This is a genomic window from Stenotrophomonas chelatiphaga, assembly GCF_001431535.1.
Lineage (GTDB): Bacteria > Pseudomonadota > Gammaproteobacteria > Xanthomonadales > Xanthomonadaceae > Stenotrophomonas > Stenotrophomonas chelatiphaga.
Map to the genome: position 1 here is coordinate 24,150 of NZ_LDJK01000007.1, position 21,595 is coordinate 45,744.

General features: G+C 67.5%; 14 protein-coding genes and 1 pseudogene. All 15 read left to right on the forward strand.

Annotated elements, in window-relative coordinates; all coding sequences use genetic code 11:
- Positions 1-48: 48 nt before the first annotated feature.
- A pseudogene (locus ABB28_RS18315) lies at positions 49-396 on the forward strand (lytic transglycosylase domain-containing protein); the annotation flags it as partial.
- Positions 397-507: 111 nt separating this feature from the next.
- Positions 508-1,695, forward strand: a complete 1,188-nt coding sequence (locus ABB28_RS02295; RefSeq protein ID WP_083491869.1) for a PrgH/EprH family type III secretion apparatus protein — start codon at positions 508-510, stop codon at positions 1,693-1,695.
- A gap of 27 nt (positions 1,696-1,722) precedes the next feature.
- On the forward strand, positions 1,723-2,031 hold the full coding sequence (locus ABB28_RS02300; protein ID WP_148049437.1) for an EscF/YscF/HrpA family type III secretion system needle major subunit: 309 nt from the start codon (positions 1,723-1,725) through the stop codon (positions 2,029-2,031).
- A gap of 52 nt (positions 2,032-2,083) precedes the next feature.
- A complete protein-coding gene (sctI, locus tag ABB28_RS02305) occupies positions 2,084-2,374 on the forward strand; it encodes a type III secretion system inner rod subunit SctI (RefSeq protein WP_057507067.1) in 291 nt (96 codons plus the stop codon).
- 3 nt (positions 2,375-2,377) lie between these two features.
- Positions 2,378-3,166, forward strand: a complete 789-nt coding sequence (gene sctJ / locus ABB28_RS02310; RefSeq protein ID WP_083491870.1) for a type III secretion system inner membrane ring lipoprotein SctJ — start codon at positions 2,378-2,380, stop codon at positions 3,164-3,166.
- Positions 3,159-3,704 (forward strand): hypothetical protein, encoded by a 546-nt coding sequence (locus ABB28_RS02315; RefSeq protein WP_057507069.1) that lies wholly within the window; start codon positions 3,159-3,161, stop codon positions 3,702-3,704. The genes sctJ and ABB28_RS02315 overlap by 8 nt, the downstream gene beginning before the upstream one ends.
- Positions 3,685-4,383: a hypothetical protein gene (locus ABB28_RS02320; protein WP_152983358.1), complete on the forward strand. Its 699-nt coding sequence runs from the start codon at positions 3,685-3,687 to the stop codon at positions 4,381-4,383. The genes ABB28_RS02315 and ABB28_RS02320 overlap by 20 nt, the downstream gene beginning before the upstream one ends.
- Positions 4,380-4,673 carry a hypothetical protein gene (locus ABB28_RS02325; RefSeq protein WP_152983359.1) on the forward strand — a complete coding sequence of 98 codons (294 nt, stop codon included), beginning with the start codon at positions 4,380-4,382 and terminating at the stop codon, positions 4,671-4,673. The genes ABB28_RS02320 and ABB28_RS02325 overlap by 4 nt, the downstream gene beginning before the upstream one ends.
- A gap of 80 nt (positions 4,674-4,753) precedes the next feature.
- Positions 4,754-6,538, forward strand: coding sequence for an autotransporter assembly complex protein TamA (locus tag ABB28_RS02330; RefSeq protein ID WP_057507072.1), 1,785 nt, complete (start codon positions 4,754-4,756; stop codon positions 6,536-6,538).
- Positions 6,535-10,389 carry a translocation/assembly module TamB domain-containing protein gene (locus tag ABB28_RS02335; RefSeq protein ID WP_057507073.1) on the forward strand — a complete coding sequence of 1,285 codons (3,855 nt, stop codon included), beginning with the start codon at positions 6,535-6,537 and terminating at the stop codon, positions 10,387-10,389. Before ABB28_RS02330 ends, ABB28_RS02335 begins: the two co-directional genes overlap by 4 nt.
- A 106-nt stretch (positions 10,390-10,495) precedes the next feature.
- Positions 10,496-10,681, forward strand: a complete 186-nt coding sequence (locus ABB28_RS02340; protein ID WP_152983360.1) for a hypothetical protein — start codon at positions 10,496-10,498, stop codon at positions 10,679-10,681.
- Between the two features lie 269 nt (positions 10,682-10,950).
- Positions 10,951-11,547 (forward strand): hypothetical protein, encoded by a 597-nt coding sequence (locus ABB28_RS02345; RefSeq protein ID WP_057507075.1) that lies wholly within the window; start codon positions 10,951-10,953, stop codon positions 11,545-11,547.
- A gap of 359 nt (positions 11,548-11,906) precedes the next feature.
- On the forward strand, positions 11,907-18,602 hold the full coding sequence (locus ABB28_RS02350; protein WP_161809840.1) for a hypothetical protein: 6,696 nt from the start codon (positions 11,907-11,909) through the stop codon (positions 18,600-18,602).
- A 128-nt stretch (positions 18,603-18,730) separates the two neighbouring features.
- The gene (locus tag ABB28_RS02355) at positions 18,731-19,327 is read left to right on the forward strand and encodes a hypothetical protein (protein ID WP_152983361.1); all 597 of its coding nucleotides are present in this window, start codon (positions 18,731-18,733) and stop codon (positions 19,325-19,327) included.
- Between the two features lie 112 nt (positions 19,328-19,439).
- Positions 19,440-21,587 (forward strand): S46 family peptidase, encoded by a 2,148-nt coding sequence (locus tag ABB28_RS02360; protein WP_057507078.1) that lies wholly within the window; start codon positions 19,440-19,442, stop codon positions 21,585-21,587.
- Positions 21,588-21,595: the final 8 nt, after the last annotated feature.

A 21,595-nucleotide genomic window follows, 5' to 3' on the forward strand; every position in this document is an offset into this window, starting at 1 on the left:
GTGGGCCGTGGAGACGCATCACGATGGCATGCGCTGCTGCGACAGGTCGCCGAAGAAGTCGGAATCGAAGCGGCGCTGCTGCAGGCCGTGGTCCAGCAGGAATCCGGCTTCAACCCGCGGGCGGTCTCGCCTGCCGGCGCGGCAGGCCTGATGCAGCTGATGCCGGCCACCGCACGGCGTTTCGGCGTGCGTGACCGGTTCGATCCCGCGCAGAACCTGCGCGGTGGGGCGCGCTACCTTGCATGGCTGCTGCACCACTTCGATCAGGATCTCGACCTGGCCCTGGCAGGCTACAACGCCGGTGAAGGCAGCGTGCGCCGCTACGGCAACCGGGTTCCGCCATTTGCCGAAACGCAGGCTTATGTAAGTGCCGTGCGGCGACGCTACGCGCGCTGAATCGACGCGTCGGGAAACCATCATTTACAACTCGGCTTATATCGCCGCCCCCGGTGCGACCCCAACATAGCCAGCGCCAACCACGGCACGTCACTCTCTGTTGAACATCCCATGTTGCATGTACTGAGAATCCTTGCGGGTAACTTGAGCGGCGTCGAGTATTCCGTGTCTGACGGCGTTACCGTGTTCCATGTGGGGCCGCAGGAAGATCTGGCCAATGGCCGGGCCGCGCAGCTGCTCGGTGCCGATGAACGTGCCTATTTCATTCCTGCAGACCTGCCTGCCGCCGCATTCGCGCTGCAGGCGGCCGGTACCGGGCACGGGGTGCAGCTGGGCGAGCGCACGGACGAGCACGCCGCCTGGACATGGCGTGCGCTGCCGCTGCAGCACCCGATCCAGGTCGCCGGCGTGCATTTCGCCGTCCGCGAACAGCACGCACAATGGCCGGCGCAGGTACTTGCCTTCGTGCCACCGGCGCTGCCGGTGGAAGTTCCAGTCGCTGCAGCGTCGGCTGAGCAAAAGCCACCCGGTCGCCGTCGCCCGGTGTTGCTGCTGGGTATCGTGGCGCTGCTGGCCGCAGGCGCAGGCGCCGCATGGTTGCATTGGCAGCACCAGCCGGAAACCCGGGTGCGCGGCCTGGCTGGGGTACTGTCGAATGCACCGGCGGATTACGCGATCGCTCCCGGCAACGACGGCCGTCTTTATGCCTTCAGTGACAGCGCTTCGGCGCGTAGTTGGGGCGAGCGGGCCAGTCGCCGCGCGCAGCGGCGCAATGACATTCATCTGTTGCGCCGCGAAGAAGCCGCACGCCTGGAACAGGCATTGATTGCCGCCGGCCTGGACCTGGTGGTGGTGCGGCTGGACGACCCATCCCGGCCCGAGGTGGTGCTGAATGGCAGCGTGACCACTGCACGCACCACCCAGGTCGGTTCCGTGCTGGCGGCACACGCGCCGTACCTCAAGCAGGCGCGGGTGTCGGCCATCAGCGACCAGCAGCTGATCGCCCTGGCCCGGCAGCAGATGCGCGTATTGGGCATCAGCACCCGCACCGAGCCGCGCGGCGAGCGGGTCAGCATCGTCAATGACGTGTTCCTCGACGATGCCGGCCTCAACGCGATGGCCAGTGCGGCCCGCACGTTTCACCAGCGCTGGGGCATGCGCCGCATCAGCGTGTCTCCGCAACTCTGGGACGACCTGTTGCAGGGGCGTTCCTACCGTTACTCCCCGGGCCAGCTGCTGTCGGTTGGCAGTGGCCGCTGGGACTACAGCCGTGCTGCGGTATCGCAGGCGGCACCTTGACTACCCCTACCCCTATTGGAGAACACCATGAGCGATAGCACCCTCCCCATCACCAGGCCGGGCTGGGGCGACCCTGGCGAAGGCGGCGATGCATCACTGTGGAAGGGGTGGCTGAGCGAGCACTCCAAGATGTTCGACGACGGTGTGAAACACCTGAAGGCGGAGATGACGCGAATCATGGCAAAGCTGGGTGAGGAGGGTAACGCCAGCGATCCCGCCTTGTTGGCCGATTATCAGGCAGCACTTTCCCAATACAACATGTACCGGATGCTGCAGTCGAACTCCTCCAAAAGCCTGTCCGACCAGAGCAAGTCGGTCATCCGCAACCTGGCCTGAGCCCTGCGGCCCGTGCGTCACGCGGGCCGTCCTTCGCGACGAGGATCTTTCCATGATCAGTATTGCCCCGGTATCGGCGGGCGTTTCCCCGCTTGCCGCAGCGGAAGGTGTGTCCGTTCCCCTTTCCAGCCGCTTCAACCAGGCCCTGGCCGAACGCTATGTAACGGCGGGTCAGGAACGCGACGCCATCCTGGCCGCGGCCAATGATCCAGCGGTCGCCGCCGACCCGGCCAGGCTCCATGCGCTGCAGCTGCGGCTGGATGAATACACCAAGCAGATCGCATTGAGTTCGTCGTTGGTCAGCCACGCGACCAAGGGCATCGAAACGCTGGTGAAGAGCTGAGCCATGATCGGTTTCCCGACGCGCCGTGGGGTGGCCATGCTGTTGTGCCTGCTGCTGGTCGGCTGCGCGCGCTCCGAACTGCTGCAGGCACTGGACGAGCGCCAAGCCAATGAAGTGGTGGCCGCGCTGCTCCACCACAACATCCCCGCCGAAAAGCGCCTGCAGGGCAAGGCCGGCTTCGTGGTGCGCGTCGGCGCGGACGACCTGGCCGAGGCCATCGACCTGGTCCAGCTGAAGGGCCTGCCTTCCGCCCCGCGCACCCAGATCGCCGCGCTGTTTCCTGCCGATGCGATGGTCAGCACGCCGCTGGCCGAGCGTGCACGCCTGCTGTCGGCCATCGAGCAGCGCCTGGAGGAATCGCTGACCACGCTGGTCGGGGTGAAGCGGGCGCGCGTGCATGTGAGCTACGACGCCGGCCCGGTCGAGGGCAGCCTGCAACAGCGCAGGCCGCCGGCGATGCATGTCGCCGCGGTGCTGGCGCATTCGGCGGACATGGACCAGGCGGTGCTGCTGGCCACGGCCAAGCGCTTCCTGCGCAATGCCTTCGTCGATGTGGCCTACGACAACGTATCGGTGGTGCTGACGCCGGCCGCCGAGCCGCGCAGTCTGGCGGTGACGCCGGCCGAACCGCAACGTCCGATGTGGGTATGGCTGCTGGTGCCGTTGATCGGCTTGCTGCTGGTGGCTGGCGTCGGTGGGTGGCTGTGGAAGCGTGGCGATCCGCGGGTCCGTGGCATGTTCGATCGCCTTCGCCGCGGCCGCCAGGATGCGTCCGGTACGCCCCATGCATGAGCGACTGCGCATCCTGCATGATCCGGTTGCCTACTACCGGCCGTGGCAGGCCGCACCCGCGGCGTTGTCGGCATCACAGCGCAGTGCGTTGAACCGCTGGCTGTGCCAGGCCCATCGCCTGCCGCCCGCGCCCGCCGACGAAGGTACGCCGGCACCGCTGGTGGATCGGCTGACACGCGGCTGGGGACGCATCCCGACGGCGGCCTGGCTGCTGGCCTGCGCCGGTCATCGGCGACACGTGCTGGGCGCCCGCTGGCTGGCAACCCAGCCGCCTGCCCTGCACGCCTTCCTGCGGCTCGGGTTTCCCGAGGCCGGTGTCCGTTGGTCGCAGCCACCGCCGCCGACGATGCTGCTGGCCTGGGGCGGGCAGCAGCTGCAGCAGGGGCTGCGCAGCCAGCTTCCGGACTGGCTTCACGCGCGGATCGCCCTGTGGTTCGAGGGCCTGCCGGCCCTGCCGGAAGAAGCCCTCGCCGGCGTCCACCCGTTCGACATGACCTGCTTCCTGAGTGCCTGGAACCATGCTGAAGACCTATCCTGAAAGCCTGCTGGAACGCGCTGTCGACCATGTCATCCAGGCCGCCAGCATCCAGCAGGGCATCGACCTTGCCCGCGTGCAGGCGTTTTCCCGTCGGCGCGTGGCGCGCGAGCAGGAACAGGCCCGGCTGGAAGCGCGCGAACTGCGCGCCGCCGCCGCCTTCGAAGGCTATCGGGACGGTGTGCTGCTCGCACTGGGCGCCCTGCAGCACGTGATCGAGGGCGTGCAGCGGGCGCAGTTGACGCTGGCTGCGGCCGTCCGCGACCACGTCCACGCCACCCTGCAGGCAATGAACGCCGCACCGGACGTCGTCATCGAGCCGATCTGCAGTGCCCTTGTCCACCGGTTGGCGCAGGCCGACGCCGCCACCCAGGCCGTGTTGCATGTTCCGCGGCAGCACGAAGCGCTGTTGCAGGCACTGCGCGACGACCCGCGCCTGCGGACGCTGGATGTCCGCCCGGCCGATCGTCAGCTGCCACTGCTGGAGCTGGGGGCGCTGGCATGGGAGCTGGACCTGCAGGGCAGCCTGCTGGAAGACGTGGAGCTTGCACTGGGCCAGGCGCTGCCGGGCGTGCAGGACCGTTTGAACATCCTCGCCAGCGGTTACAGCGCCGAGGTGCTGGAGGCGCTGGATGCCGCCGGCCAGGGTCGCCGTTTCACTCACTTCAAGGACTCGCAATGAACCCTGTCGCTGCCGCAACCTCATCTTCTTCTTCGACCCCATGGCAGGAGGCGGGGCGCCCGCTGTCACTGTCCGAGCGCGTGCTGGCCCACGGCCAGCAGGCCGCGGCCAGCGGCGACGCTGGCGACCCCGGCGCGGGGGACGGCGAGGGCGAGCTCATTCCGCTGCCGAAACCGATCTGGGACATGGAGACCGCGATCAGAGCGTGGTCACGGCAGACGTTCATCGAGAGCATGATGAGCGAAGACGAAGAAGTCACCGGGATTCCCGCGCTCAGCATCGACATCTGATCTGACCGTACGAGCAGGCGCGGGGGCGATATCGTGTCGCCTTCATTCCCGATGTCATCGCCCCCCGCTATGCTGTAGCGATGCAGCTACCGAAAATCGCCCTTCCGCTGATCTGCCTTGCCCTGCTGGCCAGCCCGCTGGCCCATGCGCGCGGCACGATTGAAAAGGTGGACATCCACGGCCTGGATAAAGGCGACGACGCCGAGATCATCGAGAACATCGAGGTCTCGTTGTCGCTTTATGACACGATCGGCAAAGTGCAGGGCGAATCGCGGCTGGAGTATCTGCTGTCGCAGGCCGAGCGCCAGACCCGCGAGGCGCTGGAGCCGTTCGGCTTCTACAACCCGACCATCACCGTCGATGCGCCCCGTAACGGCGACACCCTGCGGGTGGTCATAAATGTCGTGAAAGGCGAGCCGGTGCGCGTCCGCAAGGAGCACATCGAGATCACCGGCCCGGCGATGTACGACCGCTACCTGCAGGACGACCTGGACGCGTTCAGCCCGCGCAAAGGCCAGCCTTTCGAACACACGCGTTACGAGGCCAGCAAGATCACGGTGACCCGCCGGCTGGCCGAGCGCGGCTATTTCGATGCTGATTACACGCAGCACCAGGTGCAGGTGACCCGTGCGGAAAATGCCGCCGACATCGACCTGGCCTGGGACAGCGGGCGCCGCTACAACATGGGCCCGATCACCTTCAAGCAGAACTATTTCGTCGACAAGCTGTTCGACCCGCTGGTGTATTGGGAAGAGGGCAGCTATTTCCACGAGGGCAAGCTGGACCGGCTGCGCGAATCGCTGACCAAGCTGGACTACTTCAGCACCATCGACATCCAGCCGAAGCCGGAAGACGCCGACGAAAACGGCAATGTGCCGGTGGACGTCAACCTGACGCGGGCCAAGCGCAGCATCTACACCACCGGCCTCAGCTACGGCAGCGAAAGCGGCGCCGGTGTGCGCGGCGGGCTGGAGCGGCGCTGGCTCAACAGCCGCGGCCACAAGATGAACACGCAGCTGGACTATGCCGAGAAGCGAAAAAGCCTGACGACCAGCTACCGCATCCCCGCATTCCGCTGGCTTGACGGCTGGTATACGTTTGCTGCCAGTGCCTACGATGAGCAGACCGATTACATCGATCTGCGCAACCTGAAGCTGATCGCCAGCCGCAGTGGCCAGATCAACGAGTTCTGGACCGCCACCGCGTCGATGAACGCGCTGCGTGAGCGCTGGGGCTACGCGTCCGGTACCGAATTCACCGACGCGGTCTATCAGTATTCCACCCTGGTCTATCCCCAGATCGCGGCCGACTACGTCAACGTGGATGACCGCCTGTTCCCGCGCAGTGGCATCAGCGGCAGTGCGACGATGCGCGGCGGCGTGGAAGGGGCCGGGTCGGATACCAGCTTCGTGCAGGCCAACATGGTGCTGCGCTGGTACGTGCCGCTGGGCGAAACCAACCGCCTGATCCTGCGCGGTGAAGGCGGCACCACCTGGACCAGCGACCTGGTGGCGATGCCGCCCAGCCTGCGCTACTTCGCCGGTGGTGACCGCAGCATCCGCGGCTATGCCTGGCGTGAAGTGGGCCCGCGCACGCCCGAACCGGACAAGTTCGCCCTGGGTGCCAAGCACCTGGTGGTCGGCTCGGCGGAATACGAACACTATTTCAACGATGGACCGTGGGGTGCGGCGGTGTTCGTCGACACCGGCAGCGCCTTTGACAACACCATCGATCTGCATACCGGCGTCGGTTTCGGCGTGCGTTGGAAGTCACCTGTCGGCCCGGTGCGGGTGGACATCGCCCATGGCCTGAACGATCCGGATTCACAGTTCCAGATCTACCTGAACATCGGAGCCGACCTGTGAGCACGCCGACCCCGACCCCGCCCAATGCACCCAACGCACAGGCCCCGGTGCCGCGTCGTCGCTTCTACCGCCGCCGTCGTTTCTGGGCGTGGTCCGGCGTGGGCGTGCTCGGCCTGGTGCTGGTCGCGCTGCTGGCGGTGTACTGGCTGCTGCAGACGGTGGCCGGCCGCGACGTGCTGCTGGCCCAGGTGATCGCACGCCTGCCGGCAGGGGCCAGTTTCACTTGGGACAAGGCCGAAGGCCCGGTGGCAGGGCCACTGACCCTGCACAACGTCGAATTCCGCTACAACGACATCCACTTCCATGCCGACCGCGCGCACCTGGAACCGGACCTGCGCCCGCTGCTGGGCCGCAAGCTGCTGCTGGACCGCCTGGAACTGGACAATGCCACGCTGAACCTGGCCAAGAGCGAGGAGCCGTTCGAGCTGCCGTCCTGGCCCGGTTCGTTGCCGCAGATCGAAATGCCGTTGGCCATCCAGGCCGACGTCATCCAGGTCAATGGCCTGCGCGTCACCACCGCCGGTGAGCCGACCATCGACATCGCCCGCATCGGCGGTGGCCTTGAAATCGCCAATGGCGAGTTCAAGGCCAACCAGTTGCTTGTCGACAGCGACATGGGCAATTTCCGCATCAACGGGCATTACATCCCGGCCAACGATTACGACACCGACCTGAGTGTCACCGCCCTCCTGCCGGCGCCACGCGGCCGCACCCCGGCCAGCCTGGGCCTGGTGGCCCGCGGTGACCTGGGCCATATGGAAGTGGCGGTGGCCGGGCGCGCACCCAACCCGCTGCGCGCGCTGCTGGTATTCGACGGGCGCACCGATCCCACCTGGAAGGCCAGCGTGCGTACCGACGCGCTGGACGTGCGCCTGCTGAACCCGGCCCTGGCCGCGTCCACCGTGGAACCGCTGACGGTGGATTTCAGTGCCGCCGGCAAGGGCGGCAATGCCGACCTGCAGGGCACCGCGCAGCTGGGTGGACAGACGATCGAACTGGCACCGTCCAAGGTGCAGCTGGAAGACCAGGTGCTGAATGTGTCGCCGCTGGTGGTCAAGGCCTTCGGCGGCCAGGTTCGGCTGAAGGGCAGCGCCGACTTCCGCCAGCAGGACCAGCAGAAACTCAATTTCTCCATCGTCGCCAATGACCTGACCTATACGCCGGCGGCCGATCCCAACACCGCCGGCGGCGTCGCTGTGCCGGTGACCCTGAAGGAAGCCCGCATGGGCCTGGCCGGCACCCTGCAGGCCTGGGCGGCGGTCGGTACGGCGGACATCGAGCGCGACGGCCAGAAGGCCGCGCTGCAGTTCGATGTACGTGGCAATGACAGCGCAGCACGCATCGAGCAGCTGCAGGCGCGTACGCCCGGCGGCACGCTGGGCGTGGAAGGCAACGTGGCGTGGGCACCGCAGCTGCAATGGGATGCGAAGGCAACGCTCAACGCCTTCGATCCCGGCTACTTCCTGCCGGGCTGGGAGGGTCGACTGTCCGGCAACGTCGCCAGCACCGGTCGCCAGCTGCCGGTGCCGGCCAATGCCGCGCCGGGCACCACCGGTGTCATCGAAGCGACCGTGGACCTGCCGTCATTGAAGGGCACCCTGCGCAAGCGTGCGCTGGACGCACAGGGCAAGTTCGCGCTGCAGGGCAGCCAGGGCGAAGGCCAGCTGAAGCTGGCGATCGGCGCGAGCCGGGTGACCGCATCGGGCAAGGTGGGCGACCGCCTGGATATCGATGCACGCTTCGAGCCCCTGCAGCTCAGCGACCTGCTGCCCGGCGCCGACGGCGGGCTGCGCGGCACGGTGCAGGTCACCGGGCGTCGCGATGCGCCGGACATCACGGCCGACCTGGTGGGCAGCAGCCTGCGCTGGGGCGATTACGCCGCCGAAGCAATCAGCCTGAAGGGGCGCCTGCCGTGGAGCGGCGACAGCGGCACGCTGGCGCTGCAGGGCCGCAACGTCAACGCCGGGATGCTGCTGGAAAGCCTGAACGTGGATGCGCAGGGCAGCGTCAGCAACCTGCGGCTGAGCGCGCAGGGCCGCAACGAGATGGGCGCGCTGGACCTGCAGGGCAGTGTGCGCCAGCAGGGCCAGCAGTGGCGTGGCAAGCTTGAATCCCTGCGCCTGGCGCCGCAGAAGGGCGATCCCTGGGTATTGCGCGGCGCGTCTGATTTCGCGGTCAACGGCAGCAATTACAGCCTGACCGAAACCTGCCTGGCGCCGGCCACCGGCGGCGCGCTGTGCGTGCATGCCAACTGGCCGCGCGAAGGGCTGGTGGTGCGCGGTGACGCGCTGCCACTGACCTTGGTGCAGCCATGGTTGCCGCCCACGTCCGGGCGACGCATCTACCTGCGCGGCGAGGTCACCCTGGATGCGCAGATCCGTCCGCGTGGCAATGCCTGGGAAGGCAACGTGGAAGTGCGTTCGCCCGAGGGCGGCATCCGCCTGGGCGACAACGCACGCGGTGAGCTGGTGTCCTACGACCAGTTCTCGGTCAAGCTGGACATGACCCCGGCACGGATCGAGGCGTTCCTTGGCATGGGCTTCAAGGGCAATGGCTTCGTCAACGCCAAGGTGCAGACCGGCTGGGACGCCAGCGCCCCGCTGAACGGCGAGCTGTATCTCAACATGGCGCGGTTGTACTGGCTGGAACTGTTCTCGCCGGACATCGTGCGCCCGACCGGCCTGATCGAAGGGCACGTGAGCCTGCGTGGAACCCGCAGCCAGCCGCTGCTCGGGGGCGAGGCCACGCTGAGCGACTTCAAGGGCGAATTCCCCGCGTTGGGCCTGACCTTCGAACAGGGCAAGGGCAACTTCACCGCACAGCCGGATGGCTCGGCGAAGATCACCGCACAGGCCAACTCCGGCAAGGGCACCCTGTATGTCGACGGCGGGCTGTCCTGGTTCGGTGATGCGCAGCCGCTGCAGCTGCATATCCATGGCGAGAACGTGCTGCTGTCCAACACCAGCGAACTGCGCGTGGTGGCCAACCCGAACCTGGACTTCACCCTGGCCGGCACCACGATGCAGCTGAAGGGCGAGGTGCTGGTGCCGGAGGCGGACATCGACCTGGAGCGGCTGGACCGCGGTACGTCGGTGTCCGAAGACGTGGTGGTGCTGGACCCGGTGGATCCGGAAGAGACCGCCAGCTCGCCGCTGGACATGGACCTGACCGTGAGCCTCGGTGACAACGTCAAGATGGCCGGCTTCGGCCTGAAGGGCGCACTGACCGGCAAGATGCAGGTGTGGGCCAAGCCGGGCCGCGAAATGACCGCCAATGGCGGGCTGGAAGTGAGTGGTCGCTACAAGGCCTACGGGCAGGACCTGACCATCACCCGGGGCCAGCTGACCTGGAACTACAACCCGGTGTCCGACCCGCGCATCAACCTGCGTGCCGAACGCCGGATCGGTGATGTCACCGCCGGTATCGATGTCACCGGCCGCGCGATGCAGCCACGTGCCCAGGTGTGGTCCGATCCGTCGATGTCGCAGTCCGAAGCGCTCGGTTACCTGGTGCTGGGCCGTAGCCTGACCGGGGCCACCAGCGACCAGACCCAGCAGGTCAACGCCGCATCCGCCGCGTTGTCGGCCGGCAGCGGGCTGCTGGCATCGCAGCTGGGTGCCAAGCTGGGCCTGGACGATGCCGGCGTCAGCCAGTCGCGCGCGCTGGGCGGGTCGGTACTGGGTGTCGGCAAGTTCATCTCGCCGAAATTGTATGTCGGCTACGGCGTTTCACTGGTGGGCAGCGGTTCGGTGCTGACGCTGAAGTATCTGCTCAGTCGTGGCTTCGATATCGAAGTGGAATCGAGCACGGTGGAGAACCGTGGTTCGTTGAACTGGCGCCGCGAGAAATAGCGGCGCCACGTTCAACGTGAACGGACGGCCGGGGTCAAACCCGGTGGTGCGCTCGGTGAAGGCGGAGCTGCCCAGCGTGTGGCAGAACCCGCAGATGCTGGGTCGCGTGACCGGCACGGTTGCCCTGTTTTCGGACCGGGTGCCCTGCCTGAACATCGGCCAGTTGCTGATGCATGCGGCAGCGGAGACATTGCCGGGTGTGGACATCAAGATGGGCTGTGGCGATCCGCCGGGCCTTGGCGGGGTGATCCGGCCGCACCGGAACCCGCCGCGCCTGTTTCCGCTGCCATGAGCCCGAACCCACACAATGGCAGATATCGCTCATCAGCGTCGTCGGTGCCCTCGGGCACCGGCTCCTGGCCTTAGGCTTTCCGCCCACCCATCCGGTCCACTCCATGTCCTCCATCGATTCCTCACTTCCTCCAGCCGCCTGCGCGCGCTGGTCTGGTGGCGGGAGGCGGCATGGACGCTGCAGCTGACCGACCACGGCGATGGCCAGCGCATCGTGCAGCTGTCCGGGCTGCCCGACTGACCAACATTGCCCTTCATGAGGATGTACGAATGAACGGATCACCCGTGACGCCGCCTTCCGGCGCCTCTCCTGCCGCAGCGCCTCCTTCCGACGCCGACGCTGCCCTGCAGCAGGCGTGGACACGCCACATCCTGGATCGCAGGAACACCCTGCTGCTGGATGCAGCGGTCGGCTACATCGACGAAGCCACCCTCGAGCAGCGTCTGGATTGGCTTGCGAGGCCGCTGTCGCTGCCGTTCGGCCGCGCCCTGCAACGCGCCGCCGTGGCGCAGGGCGCCAGCATCGCCCGCGAAGACGCGGCCACCGCCTTGTCGTTGCTGCTGCAGGACTGTGCCGCGCCTGGGCAGGTGCCGCAGGGCGCGGATCGTGCGCTGCTGGTGCGCTGGCGTGGCCCGGACTCCGCGCTGGAGCTTGCCGATGACGCGCTGGTGGTCGCCGATCTGCAGGCGCCGGTGGATGCAGGTCTACAGCATCGGTTCTGGGTGCTGTGGCGTGGTGAAACCGGGATGCCCACCGGCTACCGGCTGGACCTGCTCCGCCAGCAGCCGGAACCCCTGTTCGAAACGTGGGATGAGCAAGAAGCCACGGTGACGTTGGGCGTGGAGCAGGTGTCACCGCCACTGTAACGGCGCGGTGCAGGCGGCCCGGTGTCCGGCGATCATCGTGCCGACGTTGAAGCATCTGCTCAGTCGTGGCTTGGATATCAAACTGGAATCGAGCACGGGAGAGAACCGGGGTTCATTGAACTGCCGCCGTGAAGAGCAGCGGCACCGCGGCAAAGCAGGCTGACTTGAAGGCGGAATCATCAAATTGATGCCTGTCCATAGGCAAGTTTGCAGCAAAGAAGTGCGGGCGTGAACGGGACCTTTCCTGCGCTCGGGCAGGGACCGGAAATGCACCATTCGTGGAATGGGGGGAAAGAAGGGATCGGTAAAGATCCGCGGCACCGGAATTCCCGCTGCTTCCTTTCCCCCCGGATCCATCCATGCACCTCGATCACGCCGCCGCTTCGGCTACGCGCCGTACGCCATGCCCCGCACTGCATCCTGCTGTGCCCACCCCATCGTCCCGACCCGCTCCTTCCCCTGCCCTGGTCCGTAACGGCACGGCCAACGAGGTACCGCGCAGCGAACGACGTCCCGATCCCGAGCAGCGCCTGAGCGGTGCCGCTGCGCTGGAAGCGCTGCTGCAGGGCCGGCCTGAGGCCCGCTGGATCGCGCCACTGCTGGATGGCTCCGCCAACGCCGACGGGTTTCCCTATCCGCGCTTCCTCATGTGGCTGCAGGGTGCCTACGAAAACTGCGCGCCGGACGATCTGCCGGCGCTGCAGGAACGGGTCTGCCAGCTGCTTGGCGACCGTGCGCGCAACGGCGGGTTCGATCCGCCGGTGATGAGGCAGTTCGGTGCGGGCGTGCTGGGCGGCGTGCCGTGGACCGCCCTGCACAAAGTAGCCGAGGCGCTCTATGGACCGCAGGCGCGGATGGCGATGATCGTCGCGCAGTGCGCCAGCACGGTGATCCCGCAGCTTGCCCAGCGGCCCCTGCAGGCCGCCCTTGCCGCAGTGCAGATGCTTCCGATCGAAGCGCTGCTACCGCAGCTGCGCAGCATCGAACAGGTCGACCAGTTCATCGGCAGCCTGCCGGAAAGCCTGCGCGCGTCTTTGTCGGAGCTGCACACCACGCTGACCGAGCTGGAGGATGCGGTAGTGCCGGCGCAGCCGGCGACCCTGGCGCTGCTCGCCGTGGCGGCGGTGCTGTGGAAACTGCATGACAGTGTCCTGCCGCCGCCGCCGGCGGTGCAGGGAGACGCCGCCGGACACGTTGCCGCGCTGCCACAGCACGCGCGCAGCGCACTGCATGTGCATCGTCGCCTGGCCGCGCTTTTTGCGCCGGTGTCGGGCGACGCCGCATGGCTGAAGCAGGTGCAGGAGGACATCGCTGCCTTCGCCGAAATGAAGCATCAACTCGACCACGCTGCCGCCGAAAACATCGATGACAACGTGGCGATCGGTTCGTTGATGGAATTGATGCAGGCACGCCTTGAAGAGCAGCGCGACCAGGATCCTGCCACCGCCAACGAACGCCCGCTGCGCGTGCTGCAGAACGTGGTGAGCGGCTACATCGCGGATGTATCGCCATCGACGGGCCTATGCGCCCAACTGGGCGTATGGCTGGAGGAGCATCTGCAGACCCTGCGCGCGGCCGTGCCTGCTCCCGCCGATACCTACGACGCCCTCGACGCCGATCCGCATGTGGCCGACGCCCTGTTCCCGTCGGGCACGGCCATCCCTTCTGCAGACGCGGGAGGCGCTGGGGTGGAACCGCCGGACGCTGGCGCAGGCGCAGATCCCGCAGCCGCGCGCGAGGCATCGAACGGCGCAGCGGGGGCGACCCATGGCCCGGGCGGTCGCTGGTGGTCGTGGGCGGCGCTGGCACTTCCCGCAGCGCTGCGCGGTGTAGCCAACCACGTCGACGCTGAGGCCGCAGCCCATGAACAGATTGCGCTGCAGCCACCTCCGCCGCAGGAGCCGGCCGAGGACACGCTGGAGAGCGTGCTGGTGGTCGGTGCACAGGCGGCACAGGGTGCGCAGCGTGCGGTGCGCACGATTGCACCGCCCGGATTCGCCGCGCGCCATCCGGGCGCATACACCGCGCTGGTCGGCCTGGGCGGTACGGCGGCCACGTTCGTCGCCGTCCGCTTCGGCCAGATGCTATGGCCGGAATCCCCGGAATCCTTGCCTGCGCCGGCACACACGCCGGCACCGCCGCACCATGCGGTCAGCCCGGCATCGCCTGCCGGCGTGATCGAATGGCCGCATGCCCCGATGGTGGACGTGGGCAACGGAACGTGGGGCAGCACGCTGGATCTGCAGTTGCCGCACGAGCAGCCGGTGGCAGCGCGCCAGCAGGCGTCGCCGCCGGGCACGGCACCCTCTGCCGCGCAGGCGCCGACGGTGGAAGAAGGCAACCCGTCCGATGGCGAACAGGACCTGCTGGCCGTGCGTAACCTGGCCGTTGCGGTGGCCGAAGACATCGCCGAGCATGCCAACCTGCCCTGGTTGCGGGCGGCAGCGGAATCGGAGAAAGCGCTGTACGCCAGCGCACTGCATGATCTGCGCGAGGCCGGCAAGGCGATCGAGGCCGCCCGGCAGCAGGCCGCTGCGGACCTGGGCGGCGACGCGCGACAGCAGGCTGCCGAAATGCACCAGCTGCTGTTCAAGGCGGCATGGTGCCGGCTCACGCTCGACGCGGTGGAAGCCAAGATCCGCGGAGTGATAGGACCCGGCAGGAGCGCGGACACCGTGCTGGAGTTCCTGAAGGCATCGCCCACGGTGGAACGTGCGCGGATGTTCTTCTCGGCCGTGATCGATGGCGGAGAGCGGGTCGAGGTCGAGCTCCCCGACTATCTGATCCTGCGTCGCAACACGCCGGGCGAACCGGGCCATGGCGAAATCGTGGTGTACCGCGTGCAGAGCGGCTCGTTCCGGACCTTCATCAGCCAGGACTCTCTGCGCGACTATCTGAATGAAGAACGCGCCAAGCAGGACACGCTGTCCGAGCAGGACGTCCCGTGGTCGCTCTCGCGGGACGTGCTGCAGGCCGTGCCGCAACAACACCTGCAGGCGGTCCGCGATCTGCTGGCCGACCGCGATCGCAGGCCTACCGACTGGGATCTCGAAAACAACCTGCGTTGGGAGTTCGCACCGGTGGACAACGCGTCACTGCTTGGCATGACGATCGCGTTGGCCGACCAGGAGCAGGCACGGGAGCAGCAGCAGGCGGCGCTTGCCGCGCTGCAGTCCAGCCCCAAGGGACTACGCCTGTCACGTGCCAGGCAGGCATGGGACCAGCAGATCAACGGGCTGGCGAACTTCCACGATCACGCCAGGCCAGCGGTCCAGACCTATTTCCGCACGATCCTGCAGCACATCGACCAGGAACACGGTGGGTCGATGGATCCGGACCTTGTCGAGATCGAACTCAATGAGCGCGTCGGCGATCTGACGGACTGGGCGACCCACTTCTGGATCAGCAGGGGAATCAAGCGCGGCGCTCTGCCCGGTGCGGGCCAATGGCCCTCGGCCAGCGAACTGAAAGGCATGAGGATCACCGTCTTCCGGCGCGGCCCGGAGGGGACGCGGAGCATCGATTCGGCGCTGACCGAAAAGCTGTCCTGGGAAAGCAATCGCCGCTACTTCTGCAGGAAGCTGGACGACCTGGTACATGGCAACAAGCTGGGAGACGCCTACCGGCGTTACCTGGAAGGCATCCAGGGGACGCCCAAAGAGCACCAGCTGGCGGGCGGACAGGCGGAACTGGCCATCGCCAGCGCGCAGGTCATGATCGAAGAAGCGCGCATCCGCGGCGCGCTGTCCGGCAGCGCCTGCGATGCGCTGGCCGCTGCGGCCGCCCAGGAAGGCGGTGGCCACCGCTCGCCTTACCGGGCGGTCGCGCTGGACGGCATCGTCATCCCCGGGGTCTGGTCGCTGCAGGCCGAAGGCACCGACCATGTGTTCGTCACCGAAGGGCCGCAGGGCGCGCAGGTGATGGAGGCAGGAACGTTCCAGCGCTGGCTGGAACGTTCCAACGAAGCGGAAGCCTATATCCGTCAGCGGGCGCTGTATGACGATCACCCAAGACTGGCCGAACTGTTTGCCGGCCGGCGGACCTCCAAGGGGATACCGGTGACGTTCCAGCAGACCGAGGGCCCGCTCAATGAGGCCAGGAAGCTGCTGACGCACCGGCTGGACAACCTGGACACGCTGACCACCAGCCAGTTGGAGCGATTGGGCGAGGCCCTGGACGTGCTGGGGACCGTGGTGGCAACCGGGGCGTGTCTGATTGGATCAGGCGGCATGGCGGCATCGCTGTGCCTGACCGGCACGCTGGCGATATTCGCGCGCGGGGTGAGCGAAGGGGTGGCCGCGGTCGAAGACGGTGACAGACCGCGCGCTGCGGCCGCGATCACCGGTGCGGTCCTCGATGGCATCGATGTGCTGGACGTCACCCGTATCGGCGCGCTTGCCTTCCGCGTGGGCAAGGGAGCAATCGGCACCGTGCAGGATGCGCGTCGGGCCATGAAGACCCTTCACCAGCAGCGGCATGCTTTCACTGACACCGGCCATGTGAGCAGCGCCTTGACACGCGTCGACCTGCCTGCGGGCCGGACGCCGGTGCTGGGTGGTGGCAGTGCGCCGGACTGGCCGGTCTACACACTGGACGGCAAGGACTACATCCGGCCGGCCGCCGGTGGCTTCATCGAAGCGCCGGTGGATGCGCAGGGAATCCGCCGCCTGAAGCATGCCGAGGATCCGCAGGCGCCGATGGCCCCTGTTTCCTTCAGTCAAGGGGCATGGCAACGTCTGGAAGGGCAGCCGGACCCCTTGTTGACCACGCCTGACCGGATACGCGAGCTGCTTCCCCTGGCACGCGCACTGGATGTGCCCGCCCTGCGCAGCCTGCTGGCCGTGCACGGCGTGGCCCATGCCGGTCAACTGACCGCCACTGCGCGCAGCGCGATCGAACAGGCCGGTCGCCGGGCGTTGATCGTCCGCGCCGGCGCGGACGCGGATCCGATGCTGCTGCAGGGAACCGCTGCGCTGGCAGCGCTATGGGCAAGAACGCCGCGGGTGAACGGCGGGCTGCGCGTGGATATCGTTCCGCCGGTCAACAGCGGGCTGCCGCGCGTCCGCCTGGGGCAGGGTGACGGGCCGCTGCTGATGCTCGCTCCGTCGGCACTGGACACGCTGACCGTGCAGACGCTGATCGAGCGGGCCGGACCGGCGGCACTGCGGGTGCGCCTGGGGCTCGCTGCCGATGCCAGCGCCGACGTACTGCAGGCCGAGGTCGTGCGCCATCTACAGGCGACGTTGGCCCAGGTGCAGCAGGCAATCGGCACGGACTGGGAACGGGTACTGCGCGCGCTGGCAACACCGCCGAACGAGATGCGGGTCCTGCGCGACCACTACCCCGCGCTCAGCGTCGCCGAAGCCACCGACGCGCTGCGCCGCGACGAGGGCCTGATGACGCGGCTGCGTCGCGACGAGCCCATAGCGGCGGCGATGTCAGTCATCTCCGCGCGTCGGCATGAGCGACGGGTGCGGCAGAACGTGCTCGATGGCCGGATAAGCCGACTGGATGAGATCAGCGCGCTGGCCGTCCTGTTGCAGGATGTCTTCCCCGGCACGACCACCCGGGTGCTCAGCGATGGCCCCCAGATCCAGCTGCAGCTGCAGCGGACCGGACCGGCAGCCGGCACAAAGCGACCGGCCACGATCCGCTTTGATGCATCCGGTGCCGTCCAGTTCCGCGGGTCGCGGGGTTGGCAGGACGCAGGTGACTGGAAGCAGGCCCTCTCCGCGCAGCTGACCGATACCGAGCGCAGGCTGCTGGCCGACACGCCGCTGCAGGAACGCCTGGAACGGGCGATGGCCGCAAACCCACTGGAGGTCAGCTGCCTGCGGTCGGGAAAGCGCAGCCCCTGTGACGTCGCCGATCCGGACCTGTCGGTCGCTTCCCCGCAGCCATCCGTCTCCCTGCTGGCCGGACCGCTGAAGACCCGCGCGCACCAAGCGCGCCTGGCGTCGCGCGCCGCTGCGCGCGACGCACAGAACGCGGAGCTGCAACGCAGCTACACCGCTGCGCGGGAGCTCTTTTCAAACGTAGTGGCCGACCGGCTGCGGGCGCTGGACAGCATGGAACTTGAACCGCTGAAAAAGCTGGGCAGGCTCTATGCCACCATCTGGCAGAGCACGTTCACCATCGACCAGTACCGAAGCCGGCTGGGGGAGGCCCTCACTGCGTGGAAGGAGAACCTTGCGCAGTGGAGCGACAGCAAGATACTGGACACGGCCAAGCGCTGGAAGGGCGGAAAGGGCGAGGCGCTTTCAGCAGCGCAGCGTACGGTATTGACCCAGCTCGACGCAGCCGTGAAAGCGACCACGAGGGACCCCTACCTGCTCGCCAACATCGCCACGGTGGATGCCAGCCTGGTATGGGAAGGCACGCCGATCCGCATCAGCGCGACCTACACCAGCAATCCGGTCGTTGCCCGGTACGGTACGGATATCCGGCCCGCCATCGAACCGGAGCACCTGGTCGTCAAGGCGCATCTGAAGCCCGGCGCCACGCTGGGCGATGTGCCGAAGAGTGGGGACTTCTACCATGTGGAGAGTGAACTCAAGGGACTGATGCCCGGCGAGTATCTGCATGGGATGGACGCCTGGCCGATGGGTGACATAAAAGAAGCGCCCGATGGTTCGCTCGAATTTCCGGCACCCAAGCGCATGACCGCTGAAGGCCGGGCCGCACTGGCATCGAAACCGGGATTCAAGCAGCAGACGCTGGAGCACATCCAGGACGGTGAATACTATTACGAGGTCGGCTTCCGGCCCTGCTCCGAAGCGGCGTTCTTCAAAGAGCTGTACGACCAGCTGCGCAAGCTCGATCCGGTCGCCTTCTCGCCCGAGCACGTTGCGGAGAGCCTTTCCAGGCTGGAAGGCCACCTCGATATGTACACGGAAACCGTGCGGGCAAGTCTGCCGACGCCGGGTCAGCGCGTTCATCAACGGCTCTCCCAAGGCCACGATCCGTGTCGGCTCGTCCTACATCGACGTGCCCGCAGCCAAGGCGTATCGCAGCGGCGGAAGGCTGGTGGACGACGTGGCGATCTTCGAGCCTGATCCGGCCGCCGGGATCGCAGACGATCTGGCCGACTGAGTCACAGACCGTGATGAACACCCCTTTTCTCAAGCTCCATCAGCACGGCATGGCCCGCGCTTACGACGACACCCCACGTGAGGATGCACGAATGACTCTACTGACCGGCACGCCACCCACCGGCGCCTTGCCTGCCACAGCCGCTCCGCGTGACCTGGACGCTACCCTGCAGCAGGCGTGGACACGCCACGCCCAGGACCGCGGGAACACACTGCTGCTGGATGCAGCGGTGGGCTACATCGACGACGCCACCCTCGACCGGCGCCTGCAATCGCTTGCGACACCACCGTCGCTGGCCTTTGGCCAGGCCTTGCAGCGGGCGGCCCTGACGCAGGGCGGCAGCATCACCCAGACAGACACGGCCACCGCCTTGTCGCTGCTGCTGCAGGATTGTGCTGCGCCCGGGCCGCTGCCGCAGGGCGCGGATCGCGCGCTGCTGGTGCGCTGGCGTGGCCCGGACTCCGCGCTGGAGCTGGCCGATGACGCGCTGGTTGTGGCCGATCTGCGGCTGCCGGTGGATGCGGGTCTGCAGCATCGGTTCTGGGTGCTGTGGAACGGGGAAAACGGCACGCCTGCCGGCTACCGCCTGGACCTGCTCCGTCAGGACGCCGATCCCCTGTCCCAGGCGTGGGACGAGGAAGACGCGGTGGTGACGCTGCACGTAGAGCGGCTGTCACCACCGCTATGACGGCGCAGTGCGGGCGGCCGACTGACAGCCCGCAACCCAACCTCCGGCGGTTGTCGCGTGGGGCACGCAGAGGCTAAGGTCATGGGCTCACCTGATCCGCCGGATGCCCCGCATGTCCCTCCGCAGAACCCTTCCCGTTTCCCTGGCCCTGGGCCTGACCATGGCGGCAGGCGCACAGGCCGATGAAGGCATGTGGATGCCGTCCCAGCTCCCCGAGCTGGCCAAACCGCTGAAGGCGGGGGGCTTCAAAGGGGATCCGGGCGCGCTGGCGACGGTCACCGCGCCCCCGCTCAGTGCGGTGGTGCGCGCGGGCGGTGGCACCGGTTCATTCGTTTCGCCCTACGGCCTGCTGTTGACCAACCATCACGTGGCGATGGGGGTCATCCAGTACAACAGCAGCGCCGGGCACAACCTGATCGACGATGGCTTCATTGCCCGTGACCGGGCCGATGAGCGCCCGTCGAATCCGGATTTCCGCGTGCTGGTCACGGTGGGCTTCGACAACGTGACCGACCAGGTTCTGGCGCAGGCCAGGGGCAAGACCGGCCGCGCGTACTTCGATGCGGTGGATGCGGCCAGCAAGCAGATCGTGGCGGACTGCGAACGCGCAGGCAACGTGCGCTGCAGCGTGGCCGATATGTACTACGGCACCGATTTCTACCGGATTTCGCAGCTGGAACTGACCGACGTGCGCCTGGTGTACGCACCGCCGCGGGCGATCGGCAACTACGGCGACGAGATCGACAACTTCATGTGGCCGCGGCATACCGGTGACTTCACCCTGCTGCGTGCCTACGTCGGCAAGGACGGCAAGCCGGCCGCCTACAGCGCCGACAACGTGCCCTACCAGCCGCCGGCACATCTGCAGATGTCGCTGCAGGGACCGAAGGAAGGCGATTTCGCGATGCTCGCCGGCTATCCCGGCATCACTTACCGCCACCGCACCGCGGCCGAGTTCGCCAGCCAGATCGACGCCGTGCTGCCGCGCCGCGTCGCGCTGTTCCAGCAGATGATCGACACCATCGAAGCGGCGACCAAGGACGACACGCAGGCGCGCACGCGCTACGCCTCGCAGTTGCAGTCGCTGAAGAACAACCGCAAACGCGCTGCCGGTGAACTGGAGGGCCTGCTGCGCAGCGATGCCAAGACCCGGCGCGCCGCCGACGAGCAGGCGATGCTGGCCGATGCCGATCCGCGCTATCGCGGCGATATCCAGGCCCTGCTGGGCACCCTGTCGCAGGGCGCGGCGGTGGGCGAGCGTGACCTGCTGCTGGACCAGGTCGCCAACCAGACCCAGTTGCTGCGCTCGGCGCTGCTGCTGGAACGGCTGCGCATCGAATCGGCCAAGCCGGACGCGCAGCGCGAAAGCGGCTTCCAGCAGCGCGACCAGGCACTGATCGAAGGGGTGTTGAAGCAGGCCCAGCGTCGCTACGACCCGGCCGTCGAGAAGGCCTTGTTGAGCGCGCTGCTGGCGCGCTACCAGCAGCTGCCCGACGCCCAGCGCCTGCCCGAATTCGATACGGCCTTCGGGCGCACGCCGCAGGCGCTGGCGACGGCACTGGATGGGCTGTACGCGCGCACCACGCTTGGCGAGGAAGCGCAGCGGCTGTCGCGGTTTGCAGCGGCACGCGAAGGCAAGGCGCTGGCGCCGGACCCGTTGCTGGCCCTGGCCGGCCCGTTGGTAGCCGCGCAGCTGCGCATCGAAGACGAGAAGAAGACCCGCGACGGTGAGGGCCTGCGCCTGCGACCGGCGTACATGCAGGCCCTGTTCGCCTGGCGCGCAAAGCAGGGGCGTGCGGTGTACCCGGATGCCAACCGCAGCCTGCGTATCAGCTATGGCAAGGTGGAAGCGCTGAGCCCGCGCGATGGCGTGCATTACGATCCGGTGACCACCGTGGCCGGCATCGTCGAAAAGAACACCAACGCCTACCCGTTCGATGCGCCACGCCCGCTGCTGCAGGCGATCGCCAAGGCTGACTTCGGCAGCACCGCCGACCCGGCGCTGAAGACCCAGACGGTCAACTTCCTGACCAACCTGGACACCACCGGCGGCAACTCCGGCTCCCCGGTGCTGAATGCCAAGGGCGAGCTGATCGGCCTCAACTTCGACAGCAACTGGGAGTCGGTCAGCGCCAGCTGGTGGTTCGATCCGCGCTTCAAGCGCGCCGTCCACGTGGACATGCGCTACCTGCGCTGGCTGCTGGCCAAGGTCTATCCGGCGCCCGCACTGCTGCAGGAAATGGGCGTGCCGGCGGAATAAGCCACCGG